Below are 16,651 nucleotides of genomic sequence, written 5' to 3' on the forward strand. Positions count from 1 at the left end.
ACCGGCCCCGACTACCCTGGATGACGTGATCCTCGGCATCGACACCTCCCTCGGCACGGCCGTCGCCGTCGTCGACCGCGACGGTGCGGTGCGAGCCGACCGTGCGAGCGAGAATCCTCTCGGGCACGCCGAGGCGATCGGTACGCTCCTGGTCGACGCGCTGACGGACGCCGCCCGTGGCCCGATCGGGCAGACCGGCGCCGCCGAAGAGGTTGCGCTGACGCATGTCGCCGCAGGCATGGGTCCCGGTCCCTTCACCGGGCTCCGGGTCGGCATCGCCGCGGCGCGCGCCTTCGCGCTCGGCCGGGGCATCCCGGTCGTCGCCGTCCCGAGTCACGACGCGGCGGCGCTCGGCGCGCTGCTGTCTGCGGCGCTCGCCGACCCCTTCGGCGACCCGCCCCGCTTCGCCGTCGTCACCGACGCGCGCCGCCGCGAGTTCGCCTACTCCGTCTACGACGGGCTCGACGACGACGGCATCCCCGTGCGCGCGGCCGGCCCTGCCCTCGCACCGCGCGCCGAGATCGACGACGTGCTCGCCGGGATCGGCGGCGAGCGGCTCGACGTCACCGCCATCCCGGCGGCGATGGTCGCCACTCTCGCCGCGCGCGCGCTCGCCGCGGGCCGAGAGCTCACGGGCCCCGAGCCGCTGTACCTGCGCGCTCCCGACGTGACCCTGCCTGCCGCCCCGAAGCGGGTGGGCGCATGAACCTGCGCACCGCGACCGCCGACGACCTCGGCGCGATCATGGCCCTCGAGCGGGCGTCGTTCCCGACGGATGCCTGGAGCGAGACCCTCATGGCCGCCGAGCTCTCCTCGCCGCACGGCCGCTACGTCGTCGACGTCGAGGCCGGGCGCCTCGCCGGCTACGGGGGAGTGCGCGCCGTGCAGGGCGCCGCCGACGCGGACATCCAGACGATCGCGATCGCCGAGCACGCCCGCGGAACGGGACGGGGGCGCGCGCTCCTGCACGCGCTGCTCGCCGCGGCTCGGGAGCGCGGGGCCCGCGAGGTGTTCCTCGAGGTGCGCGCCGACAATCCGGTCGCCGAATCGCTGTACGTCTCCGAGGGCTTCACCGAGATCGCCCGCCGCCCGCGCTACTACCAGCCCGATGACGTCGACGCCGTCGTCATGAGGCTCGATCTCGTCGGCTGGGCGGTTGCCCAGCGGCCGGCCGACTCCGTCGCGTCCGAGGCGGGGGCCTGCTCATGAACGCCCTCCCGACCCGAGACCGGCTCCCCGCTCACACCGCCGAGAACCGCGAACCGCTCGTGCTGGGCATCGAGACGAGCTGCGACGAAACCGGCATCGGCATCGTGCGCGGCTCGACGCTGCTGAGCAACACGATCGCGAGCTCGATGGACGAGCACGCCCGCTACGGCGGCGTCGTGCCCGAAGTCGCCGCGCGCGCGCACCTCGAGGCGCTGCAGCCGACGATCGAAGCCGCCGTCGCCGAGGCCGGCATCACGCTCGACGAGATCGACGCCGTAGCCGTCACGAGCGGGCCGGGTCTCGCCGGGGCGCTCATGGTCGGCATCGGCGCCGCGAAGGCCCTCGCGGTGAGCCTCGACAAGCCGCTCTACGCGGTGAACCACCTCGTCGGCCACATCGCCGCCGACCTCCTCACCGGCGAAGATGTCGAGTACCCGACGATCGCGCTCCTCGTGAGCGGCGGTCACACCTCGCTCCTCCTCGTCCGCGACCTCGTCTCCGACGTGGAACTCCTCGGCGAGACCCTCGACGACGCCGCCGGCGAAGCCTTCGACAAGGTCGCCCGCATCCTCGGCCTGCCCTATCCCGGCGGCCCCGAGATCGACCGCGCCGCCGCGACCGGCGACCCGGCCGCGATCCGATTCCCGCGGGGCCTCTCCAAGGCATCCGACCTCGCGGAGCACCGCTACGACTTCTCCTTCTCGGGGCTGAAGACCGCCGTCGCGCGCTGGGTCGAGCAGGACGCCGCCCGCCAAGCGGAGAGCGGAGACGCCCCCGCCATCTCGGTGCCCGACGTCGCCGCGTCGTTCCGCGAAGCGGTCGTCGACGTGCTCGTGACGAAAGCCCTGGATGCCTGTGCGCGCTACGGCGTGCCGCGCCTGCTGCTCGGCGGCGGCGTCATCGCCAACCGGCGCCTGCGCGAGGTCGCGCTCGAGCGGGCGACCGCGGCCGGCGTCGCGGTGCGGATCCCGCCGCTCAGCCTCTGCACCGACAACGGCGCGATGATCGCCGCGCTCGCCGCGCAGCTCATCATGAGCGGCCACCGCCCGTCGACCCTCGCCTTCGGCGCCGACTCCACGCTGCCGGTCACCGAGATCCAGGTCGACGAAGTCGAAGCAGGCGAACAGACCCGCGACGAGTCGGCGGCAGTCCGATGAGCGAGCGCGACGAACGGATGCCCCGCCCCGCCGGCCCCGCCGAGGCGCCCACCGTCGCGGGCGCCTCCGACGACGTGACGGTCGCCGACTCGGCGGCGCTGCCCGGCGAGCACCGCGGCGGTTTCCAGAGAGAGTTCACCGAGCCCGTCCCGATCACCGAGACCACCGTGGTCGAGCCCGAGTGGGCGACCGCGCCCGCCCCCTCCGCCGACAGCGCGCTGCCGCGCAGCGGCGCCTGGGCGCTCGTCTTCGGCATCCTCGGGCTCGCGGTGTCGTTCCTCGTGGGCTGGGCCTTTCTCATCGGCCTCGTCGGCGCGGGCCTCGCGATCGCCGCACTCCGCCGCCCGTGGGAGTCGCGTCAGCTCGCCGTCTGGGCGCTCTGCCTGAGCCTCGTGTCGGTCGTCTACAGCGCGGGCTGGCTGTGGTGGGCGTCGACGCAGGGCCCGCTGTTCGGCTGACGCCCCCCCTCAGACGCGGTCGGCCAACAGGGTCACGCGACGGTCGCCGACGCGCGTGACGAACAGCGTCGCCTGCTCCGGACCGCGCAGCTTGAGCTTCGTGCGCAGGCTAGCCGGGTCGACGTCGACCCCGCGCTTCTTGATCTCGAGGGTGCCGATGCCGCGCTCCCGCAGCGCCTTGCCGAGCGCCTTCGGGTCGTTCGGCAGCTGCTCGCGCACGCGGAAGCTCTGCACGAACGGGCTCGCCGTGCCGTCCGAGGAGCCTGCGGCCGGGGCATCCGAGGTCAGATACGCGATCTTCGCGTCGATCATCCCGGCATCCAGCGACCGCGCGACCTCGCCGATCAGCCGGGCGCGGATGACCGCGCCCTCGGGCTCGTGCAGGTACGCGCCGAGCTCCCGCACCGGAGCGTCGTCGGCATCACCCGCCGCGGTGAGCTCGGTCGCCGAGCCGCCGCGGATGACGAGCGCCGAGCGACGGATGCCCGGCCGCGCGAGCTTTCCCGTCCAGACGACCAGCTCCACGGTCGAGCCGTCGACCGAGATCCACTGCGCCTCGGCGTCCTCCGGGATCAGGGTCCGGTCGAACGCCGGACCGAGCTTCACCCCGGCGGGAACGCGGGCGGCGAGATCCCACACCCAGTCGAGCGGCGGCGACCAGTCGCCCGCGCCCACGCGGGTGGTCTCGGTGTGGCCCGCGGTGCGGCGGGCGGGGTCGAGCCAGACGGCGTCGACGCCCGCGAGGTCGACCTCCTCGGCGCGCGCGTGCCGCACCTGCGCCTGCTCGCCGAACGGGGCGAGGTTATAGGCGGCGAGGGCCGCGGTGACCTCGTCGGCGTCGACCGCGACGACGTCGAGACCGATGCCGGCGAACGCGAGCGCGTCGCCGCCGATGCCGCAGCCGAGATCCGCGACGCGGGCGACGCCGGCATCGCGGAACCGGCCGGCGTGACGCGCGCCGACCTCGAGTCGAGTCGCCTGCTCGAGGCCCGCCCGCGTGAAGAGCATGCGGTCGGCGAAGGCGCCGAACTTCGCCCGTGCGCGGCTGCGCAGGCGCGCCTGCCCCACCGCCGCCGCGACGAGATCGGGGGAGAGGCCGGCGGCGCGCAGACGCGACACCGTCGCGGCGACGTCGTCGGTGCCGTCGATCGCCCCGAGGTCGTCGACCAGGCGCAGGCCCTCCGGGGTGAGGAGCGCGGTCAGCTCGGCGAGTTCCATCCGGCCAGCCTAGAAGACCCCGCCGAGGTGGCCGCGGCCGGGATTGGCACTCGCGTTGCACGAGTGCCAACGGCACCCTAGACTTGGCGTTAGCACTCCGACGTGTCGGGTGCTAATCAGTCTTTTCCGTGTCAACGCCAGAAAGAGGTAAACCGTGTCGGTTTCCATCAAGCCGCTCGAGGACCGCATCGTCATCAAGCAGGTCGAGGCCGAGCAGGTCACGTCCAGCGGTCTCGTCATCCCCGACACCGCCAAGGAGAAGCCCCAGGAGGGCGAGGTCGTGGCCGTGGGCCCGGGCCGCATCGACGACAACGGCAACCGCGTTCCGCTCGACGTCGCCGTCGGCGACCGCGTGATCTACTCGAAGTACGGCGGCACCGAGGTCAAGTTCGGCGCCGACGAGTACCTCGTGCTCTCGGCGCGCGACGTGCTCGCGGTCGTCGTCCGCTGACGAACCCACAACGACAGAAGGGCCCGGATGCCTCGGCATCCGGGCCCTTCGTCGTCTTTCCGACGGTGCATGGCAGTCGCCCGCGGTCCGGGGCTGTCAGGACCGTTCTAGAGTGAGACTCATGACACCGACCGCTCCCGCACGCGAGGAGCGGCTCGGCGCGATCTACGCGTTCGGCGCCTACTTCTTGTGGGGCTTCATGCCCCTCTACTTTCTGCTGCTCGCCCCGATCGGGCCGTGGGAGGTCGTCGTCTGGCGCATCCTCTTCTCCCTCGTCTTCTGCGCGATCCTGCTGACCGTCACCCGCACCTGGCCGAAGCTCCTCGCGATCCTGCGCGACCGGCGCCTGGTGTTCTGGACGATCATCGCGGGCCTGCTGATCTACGTGAACTGGCAGGTCTTCCTCATCGGCATCCTCACCGGGCACGTCATCGAGGGGAGCCTCGGCTACTTCATCAACCCGATCGTCACGGTGCTGCTCGGCGTGCTCGTGCTGCACGAGCGGCTGCGGCCGGCGCAGTGGGCGGCGATCGCGATCGCGGTGGTCGCGGTGGTCGTGATCATCGTCGCGTACGGAACCTTCCCCTGGATCGCGCTGACTCTCGCGGCGTCGTTCGGCGCGTACGGCCTCGTGAAGAAGCAGATCGGCCCGAAGGTCGACGCGATCAGCGGCCTCACGCTCGAATCCCTCTGGCTGACGCCGATCGCGCTCGTGCAGCTCATCGTCGTCGCGAACACCACCGGACTCGTGTTCGGCACCCAGGGCGCCGGGCACACAGTGCTCGTCACCCTCGCCGGGGTCATCACCGCCGTCCCGCTCCTGCTCTTCGCCGCTGGCGCGCGGCGCGCACCGCTCGTCGTGATCGGCCTCCTGCAGTTCGTCGCCCCGATCATGCAGTTCCTCACCGGATGGTGGATGCTGGGCGAGCCGATGCCCCTCGAGCGCTGGATCGGATTCGGCCTCGTGTGGGTCGCGCTCATCGTGCTGATGGTCGACTCCATCGCCTCCGCGCGGGGCTCCCGCCGGGCATCCGCCGTTGTCGACCTCGCCTGACCGGCTCCGCTGCGGCGCGTCTCCCGCACCGGGGCGCCCGCACGGCACGACCGGGAACGGGTCGTTATCGCACCGTGACCGTCCTGTATCACACCGTTAACGCATCGCAACAATTAGGGTGCCCCCCGCCTACTAGGTTTATCCACAACCCGGCGGGGGTCCCGTGCCCGCGCCGCCGACACCAAGGAGCAAAATGGGCCTCTTCACCCGTTCGCGCGCCGCACGGATCCTGGGCGGCATCGCCCTGGTCGGTGCGGGCGCTCTCGTTCTGGCCGGTTGTTCCGGCTCGTCGAGCCCCGAGTCCTCGGGGTCTGCCGATGCAGGCTTCGAGTTCCCGATCGACTGCAACGCGGCCGAGCCGGCGGCGTACACGCCGACCTACAACTCGACCTCGACCGGTCCGGGCACCGACCTGACCTACAAGATCGGCACCGCGCTGCCGGTCACCGGCAACCTCGCCTTCCTCGGCCCGCCCGAGATCGCGGGCACCGAGTACGCCGCCTCCGAGGTCAACGCCGCGGCCAAGGGCGTCACGGTCGACCTCATCCAGGGCGACTCGGGCGACACCGACAACAAGGCGTACGAGACCGAGATCCCGCGTCTGCTGGGCGAGGGCGCCACGGCCATCATCGGCGCCGCGTCGTCGGGCACGTCGCTGCAGTTCATCGACCAGGTGATCGCGGCGAACGCCATCCAGTTCTCGCCGGCGAACACCTCGGCGGCCTTCACCGGGTACAAGGACAACGGCCTGTACTGGCGCACCGCCCCCTCGGACGTGCTCCAGGGTGAGGTGCTCGGCAACCAGATCGCCGCCGACGGCAACGAGACGCTCGGCATGATCGTGCTCAACGACTCCTACGGCACGGGCCTCGCCTGCTTCACCAAGAAGGCGTTCGAGGCGGCCGGCGGCAGCGTCGTCGCCGCGTCGCTCTACAACACGGGTGACACGAACTTCTCGGCCCAGGTCGAGGACGTGCTGGCGGCCAAGCCCGACGCGATCGCGCTGATCACCTTCGAAGAGGTCAAGACGATCATCCCCGAGCTGAAGGGCGCCGACTTCCCCGCCGACAAGATGTACTTCGTCGACGGCAACCTGTCGAACTTCGGCGACGAGTTCGACCCGGGCACGCTGACCGGGGCGAAGGGCACCTATCCGGCCGTCGACCCGGCGAAGATCTCGACGTTCCGCGACGCGCTGCAGGCGTTCAACACGGCGCAGGGCAACGCGGAGCTGACCGACTTCACCTACGCGCCGGAGTCGTACGATGCGGTCATCCTCCTCGCCCTGGCGGCGCTCGAGGCCGGCTCCACCGCCGGGCCCGATGTCGCCGCGCACCTGCAGCAGGTGTCGGGTGGCTCGGGTGACGGCAAGAAGTGCACGTCGTATGCGGAGTGCGCCGACATCATCATCTCGGGCGCCGTCGCCGACTACGACGGCGTCTCCGGACCGATCACGTTCAACGACGTGGGCGACCCGACCGAGGCGACGATCGGCATCTTCCAGTACGGCGACGACAACAACTACAAGTTCCTCAACATCGGCTGAGCCGACGAGGTCAGGCGGGGCCCCGGTCTTCGGACCGGGGCCCCGCTGCTGTGCGCGGAGGAGCGGCGAACGGATGCCTCGCACGCACCGCACCACGGATGCTTCGCCCGCCCGCACCACGGATGACTCGCGCGCCCGCACGCGCGCACGAATCAGCCCCGCACCACGGATGGTGCGGGGCTGATTCGAGCTCGCCGGGCGCGGATGCGGGAAACTCCCGTCAGGCGCCGAGCGTGCCGAGGTAGAGGCCGATCACGTTCGGATCGTTCAGCAGGTCGCGACCGGTGCCGGTGTAGGCGTCGCGGCCCTGATCGAGCACGTAGCCGCGGTCGCAGATCTGCAGGCAGCGCCGGGCGTTCTGCTCGACCATGATCGTGGTGACGCCTGCCTTGTTGATCTCCGAGACCCGCAGGAACGCCTCGTCCTGACGCGAGGGCGACAGACCGGCCGACGGCTCGTCGAGCAGCAGCACGTGCGGGTCCATCATGAGCGCGCGGCCCATGGCGACCATCTGGCGCTCGCCGCCCGAGAGCGACCCCGCGCGCTGCTGCAGCCGCTTGCCGAGGTCGGGGAAGATCGACGTCACGAAGTCGACGCGTTCGCGCAGGCCCCGCGGGCGCTGATAGGCGCCCATCTGCAGGTTCTCGGCGATCGTGAGGCTCGGGAAGACGTTGTTGGTCTGCGGCACGAACCCGACGCCCTTGGCGACGAGCTTGTTGGCGCGCAGGCCCGTGATGTCTTCTCCGTTGAGGGTCACCGACCCCGAACGCACCTTCACCTGACCGAAGATCGCCTTGAGCATCGTCGACTTGCCGGCGCCGTTCGGCCCGATGATGCCGATGAGCTCGCCCTTGGCGGCGGTGAGGTTCGCACCGTTCAGGATGTTGACGCCCGGGAGGTACCCGGCGACGACGTCGTCGAGCACCACGACGTTCTCCGCGGGGGCCGTGGCCGTCGAGGCGGACATCGACGCCGAGGCGGACGACGCCGACTGCGGGGCGGGGGCTGAACTGCTCACGTGAGGTCCTCCGTCTGCTCGTCCTTGCGCTCCGCGTCGTCGACGATCGCGCGGTCGATCTCGTGCGTCGCCTCGACGAGCTCCGTGGCGTCCGCCCCCAGCTCGCCCTCGTACCGGCCCGTGACGACGCCGAGGTCGACGTCCTGATGGGCGCCGAGGTAGGCGTCGATCACCGCGGGGTTCTTCATCACCGTGTCGGGCGGGCCCTCGGCGACGACCCTGCCCTCGGCCATGACCACCACCCAGTCGGCGATGTGGCGCACCATGTGCATGTCGTGCTCGACGAACAGCACGGTCATGCCGAGATCCTTGAGATCGAGGATGTGGTCGAGCAGCGACTGGGTGAGCGCCGGGTTCACGCCCGCCATCGGCTCGTCGAGCATGACGAGGGTCGGGTCGCTCATGAGGGCGCGCGCCATCTCGAGGAGCTTCCGCTGGCCGCCCGAGAGCGACGCGGCGAAGTCCTTCTCCTTGGAGTCGAGTGTGAACCGCGTCAGCAGCTCGCGCGCCTTCGTCTCGTTCTTCTTCTCCTGCGCGTTCCACAGGAACGGGAAGATGCTCGCCCACAGGTGCTCGCCGGTCTGGTGCGTGGCGCCGAGCTTCATGTTCTCGAGCACGGTCAGCAGACCGAGCGACTTGGTGAGCTGGAAGGTGCGCACCTGACCCATCCGGGCCGCCTTGAAAGCGGGGATGCCGGCGAGGTTCGTGCCGTCGAACGACCAGGTGCCCGTGTTCGGCTTGTCGAACCCGGTGAGCAGGTTGAACAGCGTCGTCTTGCCGGCGCCGTTCGGGCCGATGAGCGCGGTGATGGCGTTCCGCGGGATCTCGAGGTGGTCGACGTCGACGGCGGTGAGACCGCCGAACACGCGCGTCACCCCGTCGATCACGATGATCGGGTCGACCTTGGCGACGCCCGGGCGGATCTCGCCGCTCGGGTCGGCGGGGTCGACGCGGTGGAGGCCGGTGGACTTGGGGCGCGGCGTCGGGGCCACGGTGTCAGCGGACAAAGGTCAACTCCTTCTTGCTGCCGAGGATGCCCTGCGGGCGGAAGATCACGATCAGCATGAGCGCGATGCCGACGAGCACGAAGACGAGCATCTGGCTCTGCTCGACGGTGAGGAAGGGGAGGAGCCCCGCCTGCACCATCGCCGGCAGCAGGTTCGACAGGAACGCACGCACCATCCAGAAGAGCACCGCGCCGAGCACCGGGCCGAAGATCGTCGCCGCACCGCCGAGCAGCAGCGCCGTCCACACGAAGAACGTCTGCGAGGTGACGTACACGTTCGGGTTGACGTTCGTGCCCATCGCCGTGATGATGCCGCCCGCGGCGATGATCATGCCGCCGACGATGAGAGCCTGCATCTTGAAGGCGAAGACGTTCTTGCCGAGCGAGCGCACGGCATCCTCGTCTTCACGGATGCCTCGGATCACGCGGCCCCACGGGCTGCTCATCAGCAGCCAGACGAACAGCACCACGATCGCGATCGTGATGACGCCGACGACGATCACCCACCACTGGTCGGACTGATAGGTCCACGGCCCGAAGCCCCATTTGCCGGGAGGCAGGGGGTTGCTGGCGCGGAAGGATGCCTGGAAGCCGCTCAGTCCGTCGGCCGAACCCGTCCACTGACGGAAGCTCGAGGTGAGGAAGAGGAGGCGCAGCACCTCGGCGGCCGCGATCGTGACGATCGCGAGGTAGTCGCCGCGCAGGCGCAGCGTCGGGATGCCGAGGATGATCGCGAAGACGACCGCGGCCAGCAGGCCGATGAGTGCCGCGACCGGCCACGCCAGGCCGAAAGTGAGGATCGAGATCGCGAAGCCGTATGCGCCGATGGCCATGAATCCCGCGACGCCCATGTTGAGCAGGCCCGCGAAGCCGAAGTGCACGGAGAGGCCGATCGCCGCGAGGGCGTACCCGAGGGTCGCGGGGGCGAGGATCTGCGCGAACGTGTTGTTGAGAATCTGCAGCCAGTTCATGATGTGCCTAACCGATCCGCTCTCGGCGTCCGAGGATGCCCTGCGGACGGAACAGGAGGATGACGATCAGCACGACCAGCGCGCCGACGTACTTCAGGTCGGACGGGATCCACAGGGTCGACACCTCGACGAGCAGGCCCACGATGATCGAGCCGATCAGCGCGCCGAACGCCGTGCCGAGACCGCCGAGGGTCACCGCCGCGAAGATGAGGAGCAGGATGCTCGTGCCCATGTCCCACTTGATGCCGGGGCGGAAGTAGGCCCACAGCACACCGGAGAGGCCGGCGAGCCCCGCCGCGACGATCCAGACGATGCGGACGACCCCGTCGACGTCGATGCCGCTCGCCGCCGCGAGCGACGGGTTGTCGGAGACGGCGCGGGTCGCGCGGCCGATGCGGGTGCGCATGAGCCACCACGCGAACAGGCCGATGACGATCAGCGAGACCGCCATGCTGATCACGTCGGTGACCGTCAGGCGGATGGGGCCGAGGCCGGGGATCGTCTGCGAGACGGCGCCCGGGAGCTGCTCGGTGCCGCCGCCGACGAACATCTGGTAGAGGTAGCGCAGCGCCAGCGACAGACCGATCGAGACGATCATGAGCTGCACGGTGCCGAGGCCCTTGCGCCTCAGGGGGCGCCACAACCCGGCATCCATTGCGAATCCGAAACCCGCCGAGAGCACCACGGCGATCGGGATCGCGATCCAGATCGACCAGCCCACCCCCGTCGAGAAGAGGAGCGCCATCAGCGCCCCGAAGGTGACCATCTCTCCGTGCGCGAAGTTCGACAGGCCGGTCGTGCCGAACACGAGCGACAGGCCGATCGCGGCGAGGGCGAGCATGAGGCCGAAGTTGAGGCCGTTGACCACGCGCGAGGCCAGTTGGTCGGCGAAGCTCGTCGTCTGGCGCTCGGCCGCCACGAGGGTGAAGTTCTTCGTGACTGAGCTGCCCGCCCCGAACGTCGCTTCCTGCGTGAAGGCGAACCCGTCGGGGGCCTCGACGCCGCTCGGCAGGCTCGACTTGACGAGCTCGATCGTCCAGACCGTCTCCTTGTCGGGCACGCCGATGCGGGCGCGGCCGTCTTCGTCGGTGGTGGCCTCGCCCTCGAAGTCGCCGCCCCTCGCGATGACGGTCGCGCCGGCGACGGCCTCGCCGCCGGAGCGCACGTTCACGACGATCGTGTAGGGGAGATCGGTGCTGTCGTCACCCCCGTCGTCGCCCGAGGCGGCGAAGGATGCCCCCGGCATGCTCAACAACAGGGCGACGGCGGCGAGCATGCCGCCGAGGGTCAGCACCAGCCACCGCAGTGGGCTGCGCGCAGCGACGGTCGTGGGACTCAAAGGTTCCTCCAGTCAGCGCACCCGTCGGGTGGGGCGGTCGCATCGGCAGTGATCAACGACGGTACGAGCGTAATGTGTCCGGATTGTTTCGACCACTGACTCGTTATCGGAATGTTCTCGTCGGATCGTCGTGGGGGGTGCGGCGAGGTCTCGCCGTGCGGAATGAACGCGGTCCCGCGCGACTTACAATCGATGCACGCGCGCGCGAGGGGCAGGAGAGCCAGTGGAGTACAACGACCCGTTCGGTTTCGTCGGTCTGACCTATGACGATGTGCTGCTCCTTCCGGGGCACACCGACGTCATCCCGTCAGAGGCCGACACGTCCTCGCGGGTGACCCGCCGCATCACGGTGGCGACGCCGCTGCTGTCGGCGGCGATGGACACCGTCAGCGAGGCGCGCATGGCGATCGCGATGGCCCGCGAGGGTGGCCTCGGCATCCTGCACCGGAACCTCTCCATCGCCGACCAGGCCGCGATGGTCGACCAGGTCAAGCGCAGCGAGTCGGGCATGATCACCGACCCGATCACGACGACGCCGGACGCGACGATCGACGAGGTCGACAAGCTCTGCGCGCAGTACCGCATCTCCGGTCTGCCGGTGATCGACGACGCCGGCACACTCGTCGGCATCATCACGAACCGCGACATGCGCTTCGTGTCGGGCTTCGAGCGGCAGACCACCAAGGTGCGCGACGTGATGACGACCGAGGGGCTCGTGACCGGGCGCGCCGGCATCGGCGCGAACGAGGTCATCGCCCTGTTCGCGCAGCACCGGGTCGAGAAGCTGCCGCTCATCGACGACGCGGGCAAGCTCGCCGGACTCATCACGATCAAGGACTTCGACAAGAGCGAGAAGTACCCCCTCGCGACGAAGGACGACCAGGGACGGCTGCGCGTGGGCGCGGCGATCGGCTTCTTCGGCGACGCGTGGGAGCGCGCCGAGGCCCTCCGCGACGCCGGGGTCGACGTGATCGTCGTCGACACCGCGAACGGACAGTCGCAGGGCGTCATCGACATGGTGACGCGGCTGAAGACGGATGCCACGTTCGAGCACATCGACGTCATCGGCGGCAACGTCGCGACGCGTGAGGGCGCGCGGGCGCTCATCGACGCGGGTGTGGACGCCGTGAAGGTCGGCGTCGGTCCGGGGTCGATCTGCACGACGCGCATCGTCGCGGGCGTGGGCGTGCCGCAGGTCACGGCGATCTGGGAGGCGTACCAGGCCGCCCGCGAGGCGGGCATCCCGATCATCGCCGACGGCGGTCTGCAGTACTCCGGCGACATCGCCAAGGCGCTTGTCGCCGGGGCCGACACCGTCATGCTCGGGTCGCTCCTCGCCGGCACCGACGAGTCGCCGGGCGAGATCGTCTTCCAGAGCGGCAAGCAGTTCAAGCTCTACCGCGGGATGGGCTCGCTCGGGGCGATGCAGACGCGCGGCAAGAAGACCTCGTACTCGAAGGACCGTTACTTCCAGGCCGACATCCCCTCGGACGACAAGCTGATCCCCGAGGGCATCGAGGGCCAGGTCGCGTACCGCGGCCCCGTGTCGGCGGTCGCGTACCAGCTCGTCGGCGGCCTGCGTCAGTCGATGTTCTACGTCGGCGCGCGCACGATCGAGGAGCTGAAGGCGCGCGGAAAGTTCGTGCGCATCACCGCCGCGGGCCTCAAGGAGAGCCACCCGCACGACGTGCAGATCGTCGTCGAGGCGCCCAACTACAAACGCTGAGCCCGGGGGCGGCGCGCCGCGGCGTCCCAGCACGACTGCCCACAAGTCGACGCGCGAGCGGGCGCGTTCAGCGCAGCCGGAACGCGGGGTCGGCGCGGGCGGTGGGGTCGAGTGCCAGCTCGGCGAGCGTCGCGCCGACGCCGGGGGCGAACTTGAATCCCTGGCCGGAGAATCCCGCGCCGACGACCACCCGGCCCACTCGGTCGAGCACGAATGCCTCGTCGGGCGTCGTCGTGTACGTGCACGAGATCGGCACGGCCGAGTCGGGGTCGAGGCCGGGGAACCACTCGCGCACGTACGCGCGCAGCTCGCGCTGGCGCACGCTCCGGTGCGGGCGCGCATCGGGGTCGACCTCGTCGCCGATGCCGTGGAACCCGACCTTGACGCCTTCGCCCGGCGTCGGCATGCCGTAGACGTTCGCCGGCTGCGAGCCGGGCGCCACGAAGTGGTTGAACGACGGCCACGGCACGTCGATCCGGGGCGTGAAATGAGCGGGGGTCTCCTCGGTGACCCGCAGGCGGGGCAGCTGGATGCCGAGGCCACCACCGCGTGTCACGCCACCGCCCGTAGCCGCCGGCCCCGCGTCGCCGCTCGCGCCGAGGAGCTTCTCGGTCCACGCCCCGACTGTCGCGACCACGACGTCGGCGCGGAGCACACCGGCACCCGTCACGACATCGACGCCGTCGGCGTCGGGGGCGATCGCCGCGACACGCGTGTTCCAGCGCACCTCCCCGCCCGCCGCGACGGTGCGGCGTTCGAGTTCGCGCAGCGCCGCCGCGGCGCGCGCGACGCCGGCGTCGGGCGAGTACAGCACCGTGGACTCGAAGCGCATCCCCGGCCAGCGGCGCGCCGCCTCGGCTCCGTCGAGAAGGTCGGCGGGGATGCCCCGGGCCGTGAGCGCATCGGCGAGCTCGGCCAGCGGAGCGCGGTTCGCCGCGCCGAGCGCCGGTCCGGGACCGTGCGAGACGAGGCCGTGTCGGCGCAGCAGCGGCTCTCCGTCGACCTCGCCCAAGGCATCCCATCCTTCGCGGGCGACAGCCAGCAGGTCGAGGTAGTGCGCGTCGCCATAGGCGTTGTTGTAGTTGCGGGTCTCCCCGTGCGACGCGCCCTCGTGGTGGCCGCGCGCGAAACGCTCGACCACGATCGGGCGCTCGCCGCGCCGCGTCAGCTGCCACGCCGTGGCGAGGCCCATCACCCCGCCCCCGACCACCACGATCCGCATGCCTCCCATCCTGGCACGCCGGCCCGCTCGCGCTTCGCGCGCACGACACGGTGCGACACGAACCCCTTCGTACGCGTTCGGTGAGGATGCCTCGCGCCCGGGAGGTGTGGGCGGTTGTGGCGGGGTGCCGGCGGTGGAGGCCGCCACAACCGCCACCGAGTCGCGAGGGGGCGGCTCCCGAGGCGCGGCAGGCGAGGGCGCGGGGGTGCGCGGGTAGGCTGGGCGTGTGAGCATGGAGATCGAGCTCGGCCGCGCCAAGCGCGCCCGCCGCGCGTATGCGTTCGACGACATCGCGGTGGTGCCTTCGCGCCGCACCCGCAACCCCGAAGACGTCTCGACGTCGTGGTCGATCGACGCGTTCGGGTTCGAGATCCCCGTGCTCGGCGCGCCGATGGACTCGGTGATGAGCCCGCGCACGGCCATCATGCTCGGCCAGCTCGGCGGCCTCGGCGTGCTCGACCTCGAGGGCGTGTGGACGCGCTACGACGACCCTGAGCCGCTGCTCGCCGAGATCGCGGGCCTGCCCGCCACCGAGGCGACCCGCCGCCTGCAGGAGCTCTACACCGAGCCGATCAAGCCCGAGCTCGTGCGCGACCGCCTCGCCGAGATCCGCGCCGGCGGCGTCACCGTCGCCGGGGCGCTCACCCCGCAGCGCACGCAGGAGCTCTACGAGACCGTCGTCGCCGCCGGCGTCGACCTGTTCGTGATCCGCGGCACCACCGTGTCGGCCGAGCACGTCTCGAGCGATGCCGAACCGCTGAACCTCAAGAAGTTCATCTACGACCTCGATGTGCCGGTGATCGTCGGCGGCGCCTCCACCTACACCGCCGCCCTGCACCTCATGCGCACCGGCGCCGCCGGCGTGCTCGTCGGCTTCGGCGGGGGAGCGGCGTCGACGACGCGCGCGACCCTCGGCATCCACGCCCCCATGGCGACGGCCGTCGCCGACGTCGCCGGTGCGCGCCGCGACTACCTCGACGAGTCGGGTGGACGCTACGTGCACGTCATCGCCGACGGCGGCGTGGGCACCTCGGGCGACATCGTCAAGGCGCTCGCGATGGGTGCCGACGCGGTGATGCTCGGTGTCGCGCTCGCGCGCGCGACCGACGCGCCTGGCAAGGGCTTCCACTGGGGTCCCGAGGCGCACCACTCCAAACTGCCGCGCGGCAAGCGCGTCGAGGTCGGGCAGGTCGGCACTCTCGAGCAGATCCTCTACGGCCCCGCGCCCGTCGCCGACGGCACCGCGAACCTCATCGGCGCGCTCAAGAAGTCCATGGCGACCACCGGCTACTCGGACCTCAAGGAGTTCCAGCGCGTCGAGGTCGTCGTCGCGCCGTACTCCGTGAACTGATGACCGGCGCTATACCCGAACGCGCGCCGGCGTCCGACGAGGTCTTCCCGCCGACCCTGCGCGAGGTCATGCTGCGCCCGTGGTGGATCGGCATGCTCGGCTTCGCGCTGCTGGTCGCGGCCGTGTTCGCGTGGCTCGGTCAGTGGCAGCTCGGCCGGGCGATCGACACCGATCCGCCGCCGGCCGGCATCACCGAGCAGGTCGAGCCGATCGCCGAGGTCGTCGCCCCCGGTGAGTACCTGCCGGAACCCCTCGTCGGCCAGCGGGTCGACGTCGCCGGCGCGTTCGTCGCGGGTGACTTCCTCGTCGTCTCGTCGCGCTACAACGGCGGCGAGGAAGGCTACTGGGTGACCGGGCAGCTGCGCGTCGACCCGACCGGTTCGGGCGCAGCGGCCGTCGCGGATGCCACGGACGGCCCGACCTCCCTCGCCGTCGCGATCGGGTGGACGGCTGACCGCGCCGCGGCCGACGCCGCGGCGTCCACCCTCAACGCCGACCCCGGAGCCGCGGTCCAGCTCACGGGGCGCCTGATCTCCGACGAGGGCCCCGCCCTGCCGCCGCGCGGAGCGCCGGCGACCGAGATGACGCGGATGTCGCCGGCAGCGCTCCTCGGACGATGGCACGACGTGGCGGAGCTGAACGTGTACCGCCCGTACCTTGTCGCCGAGACCGCCGAGACCGCCGGCGCCGGCGCCGGCGAGAGCCTTCCCGCCGGCCTCCAGCCGATCGATTCGCCGGCGCCCGACGAGGGGTCGAACGTCAACTGGTTGAACATCTTCTACGCCGTCGAATGGGCGATCTTCGCCGGATTCGCCTTCTACATGTGGTACCGCCTGGCGCGGGACGCCTGGGAGAAGGAGGTCGAGGCGCTCGAGGAGGCGGCCTCGGCTCATCATCCGTCGGATCGCTGAGGCTGGAGTCACCT

At 71.0% G+C, this 16,651-nt stretch carries 16 protein-coding genes; 10 read left to right on the forward strand and 6 right to left on the reverse strand.

Features of this window, described 5'->3' with window-relative positions:
- Nucleotides 1-25: 25 nt before the first annotated feature.
- From tsaB to LOK55_RS10240, 4 genes are read left to right on the forward strand one after another with little or no spacing between them, the layout of a single operon-like run.
- Nucleotides 26-706, forward strand: coding sequence for a tRNA (adenosine(37)-N6)-threonylcarbamoyltransferase complex dimerization subunit type 1 TsaB (gene tsaB / locus LOK55_RS10225; RefSeq protein WP_229935282.1), 681 nt, complete (start codon nucleotides 26-28; stop codon nucleotides 704-706).
- Nucleotides 703-1,209, forward strand: coding sequence for a ribosomal protein S18-alanine N-acetyltransferase (rimI, locus tag LOK55_RS10230; RefSeq protein ID WP_141381390.1), 507 nt, complete (start codon nucleotides 703-705; stop codon nucleotides 1,207-1,209). The genes tsaB and rimI overlap by 4 nt, the downstream gene beginning before the upstream one ends.
- On the forward strand, nucleotides 1,206-2,366 hold the full coding sequence (gene tsaD, locus LOK55_RS10235; RefSeq protein ID WP_229935283.1) for a tRNA (adenosine(37)-N6)-threonylcarbamoyltransferase complex transferase subunit TsaD: 1,161 nt from the start codon (nucleotides 1,206-1,208) through the stop codon (nucleotides 2,364-2,366). Before rimI ends, tsaD begins: the two co-directional genes overlap by 4 nt.
- The gene (locus LOK55_RS10240) at nucleotides 2,363-2,824 is read left to right on the forward strand and encodes a hypothetical protein (RefSeq protein ID WP_229935284.1); all 462 of its coding nucleotides are present in this window, start codon (nucleotides 2,363-2,365) and stop codon (nucleotides 2,822-2,824) included. The genes tsaD and LOK55_RS10240 overlap by 4 nt, the downstream gene beginning before the upstream one ends.
- A 9-nt stretch (nucleotides 2,825-2,833) precedes the next feature.
- Here the strand turns inward: LOK55_RS10240 and LOK55_RS10245 are convergent, their stop codons facing one another.
- Nucleotides 2,834-4,042 carry a class I SAM-dependent methyltransferase gene (locus LOK55_RS10245; protein ID WP_229935285.1) on the reverse strand — a complete coding sequence of 403 codons (1,209 nt, stop codon included), beginning with the start codon at nucleotides 4,040-4,042 and terminating at the stop codon, nucleotides 2,834-2,836.
- 154 nt (nucleotides 4,043-4,196) lie between these two features.
- Between LOK55_RS10245 and groES the strand changes: the two genes are divergently transcribed.
- The 3 genes from groES (at nucleotide 4,197) to LOK55_RS10260 (ending at nucleotide 7,093) form a co-directional block, all read left to right on the forward strand.
- Nucleotides 4,197-4,493 carry a co-chaperone GroES gene (groES, locus tag LOK55_RS10250; RefSeq protein WP_141381326.1) on the forward strand — a complete coding sequence of 99 codons (297 nt, stop codon included), beginning with the start codon at nucleotides 4,197-4,199 and terminating at the stop codon, nucleotides 4,491-4,493.
- Nucleotides 4,494-4,614: 121 nt separating this feature from the next.
- The gene (gene rarD / locus LOK55_RS10255; RefSeq protein ID WP_229935286.1) at nucleotides 4,615-5,547 is read left to right on the forward strand and encodes an EamA family transporter RarD; all 933 of its coding nucleotides are present in this window, start codon (nucleotides 4,615-4,617) and stop codon (nucleotides 5,545-5,547) included.
- Nucleotides 5,548-5,740: 193 nt separating this feature from the next.
- Nucleotides 5,741-7,093: an ABC transporter substrate-binding protein gene (locus LOK55_RS10260; RefSeq protein WP_229935287.1), complete on the forward strand. Its 1,353-nt coding sequence runs from the start codon at nucleotides 5,741-5,743 to the stop codon at nucleotides 7,091-7,093.
- Nucleotides 7,094-7,313: 220 nt separating this feature from the next.
- Here LOK55_RS10260 and LOK55_RS10265 read toward each other — a convergent pair whose 3' ends face one another.
- The 4 genes from LOK55_RS10265 to LOK55_RS10280 are packed head-to-tail and all read right to left on the reverse strand — an operon-like array spanning nucleotide 7,314 to nucleotide 11,364.
- Nucleotides 7,314-8,060 carry an ABC transporter ATP-binding protein gene (locus LOK55_RS10265; RefSeq protein WP_141381335.1) on the reverse strand — a complete coding sequence of 249 codons (747 nt, stop codon included), beginning with the start codon at nucleotides 8,058-8,060 and terminating at the stop codon, nucleotides 7,314-7,316.
- A 47-nt stretch (nucleotides 8,061-8,107) separates the two neighbouring features.
- Nucleotides 8,108-9,118, reverse strand: coding sequence for an ABC transporter ATP-binding protein (locus LOK55_RS10270; RefSeq protein WP_268252497.1), 1,011 nt, complete (start codon nucleotides 9,116-9,118; stop codon nucleotides 8,108-8,110).
- On the reverse strand, nucleotides 9,108-10,088 hold the full coding sequence (locus tag LOK55_RS10275; protein WP_229935288.1) for a branched-chain amino acid ABC transporter permease: 981 nt from the start codon (nucleotides 10,086-10,088) through the stop codon (nucleotides 9,108-9,110). The genes LOK55_RS10270 and LOK55_RS10275 overlap by 11 nt, the downstream gene beginning before the upstream one ends.
- A gap of 7 nt (nucleotides 10,089-10,095) precedes the next feature.
- Entirely contained in the window at nucleotides 10,096-11,364 is a 1,269-nt protein-coding gene (locus LOK55_RS10280; RefSeq protein ID WP_374107648.1) for a branched-chain amino acid ABC transporter permease, read from the reverse strand.
- Nucleotides 11,365-11,650: 286 nt separating this feature from the next.
- Here LOK55_RS10280 and guaB point away from each other — a divergent pair, with 286 nt between their 5' ends.
- The gene (guaB, locus tag LOK55_RS10285; protein WP_229935289.1) at nucleotides 11,651-13,153 is read left to right on the forward strand and encodes an IMP dehydrogenase; all 1,503 of its coding nucleotides are present in this window, start codon (nucleotides 11,651-11,653) and stop codon (nucleotides 13,151-13,153) included.
- Nucleotides 13,154-13,220: 67 nt separating this feature from the next.
- On the opposite strand, the gene LOK55_RS10290 is transcribed toward guaB, so the two are convergent.
- A complete protein-coding gene (locus tag LOK55_RS10290; protein WP_229935290.1) occupies nucleotides 13,221-14,375 on the reverse strand; it encodes an FAD-dependent oxidoreductase in 1,155 nt (384 codons plus the stop codon).
- A gap of 232 nt (nucleotides 14,376-14,607) precedes the next feature.
- On the opposite strand from LOK55_RS10290, the gene LOK55_RS10295 reads away from it, so the two are divergent.
- Nucleotides 14,608-15,726, forward strand: a complete 1,119-nt coding sequence (locus LOK55_RS10295) for a GuaB3 family IMP dehydrogenase-related protein (protein WP_229935308.1) — start codon at nucleotides 14,608-14,610, stop codon at nucleotides 15,724-15,726.
- Between the two features lie 68 nt (nucleotides 15,727-15,794).
- The gene (locus LOK55_RS10300; RefSeq protein WP_374107649.1) at nucleotides 15,795-16,637 is read left to right on the forward strand and encodes an SURF1 family protein; all 843 of its coding nucleotides are present in this window, start codon (nucleotides 15,795-15,797) and stop codon (nucleotides 16,635-16,637) included.
- Nucleotides 16,638-16,651 lie beyond the last annotated feature (14 nt).

It is taken from the genome of Microbacterium sp. F2E (genome assembly GCF_020905435.1).
Taxonomy (GTDB): domain Bacteria; phylum Actinomycetota; class Actinomycetes; order Actinomycetales; family Microbacteriaceae; genus Microbacterium; species Microbacterium lacticum.

Coding starts and splice junctions, on each gene's coding strand:
- LOK55_RS10260 (WP_229935287.1), top strand. CDS start 5,741: ATGGGCCTCTTCACCCGTTCGCGCGCCGCACGGATCCTGGGCGGCATC.
- LOK55_RS10265 (WP_141381335.1), bottom strand. CDS start 8,060: ATGTCCGCCTCGACGGCCACGGCCCCCGCGGAGAACGTCGTGGTGCTC.
- rimI (WP_141381390.1), top strand. CDS start 703: ATGAACCTGCGCACCGCGACCGCCGACGACCTCGGCGCGATCATGGCC.
- tsaD (WP_229935283.1), top strand. CDS start 1,206: ATGAACGCCCTCCCGACCCGAGACCGGCTCCCCGCTCACACCGCCGAG.
- LOK55_RS10280 (WP_374107648.1), bottom strand. CDS start 11,364: ATGCTCGCCGCCGTCGCCCTGTTGTTGAGCATGCCGGGGGCATCCTTC.
- LOK55_RS10300 (WP_374107649.1), top strand. CDS start 15,795: ATGCTGCGCCCGTGGTGGATCGGCATGCTCGGCTTCGCGCTGCTGGTC.
- LOK55_RS10245 (WP_229935285.1), bottom strand. CDS start 4,042: ATGGAACTCGCCGAGCTGACCGCGCTCCTCACCCCGGAGGGCCTGCGC.
- LOK55_RS10275 (WP_229935288.1), bottom strand. CDS start 10,088: ATGAACTGGCTGCAGATTCTCAACAACACGTTCGCGCAGATCCTCGCC.
- LOK55_RS10290 (WP_229935290.1), bottom strand. CDS start 14,375: ATGCGGATCGTGGTGGTCGGGGGCGGGGTGATGGGCCTCGCCACGGCG.
- LOK55_RS10295 (WP_229935308.1), top strand. CDS start 14,608: ATGGAGATCGAGCTCGGCCGCGCCAAGCGCGCCCGCCGCGCGTATGCG.
- rarD (WP_229935286.1), top strand. CDS start 4,615: ATGACACCGACCGCTCCCGCACGCGAGGAGCGGCTCGGCGCGATCTAC.
- LOK55_RS10240 (WP_229935284.1), top strand. CDS start 2,363: ATGAGCGAGCGCGACGAACGGATGCCCCGCCCCGCCGGCCCCGCCGAG.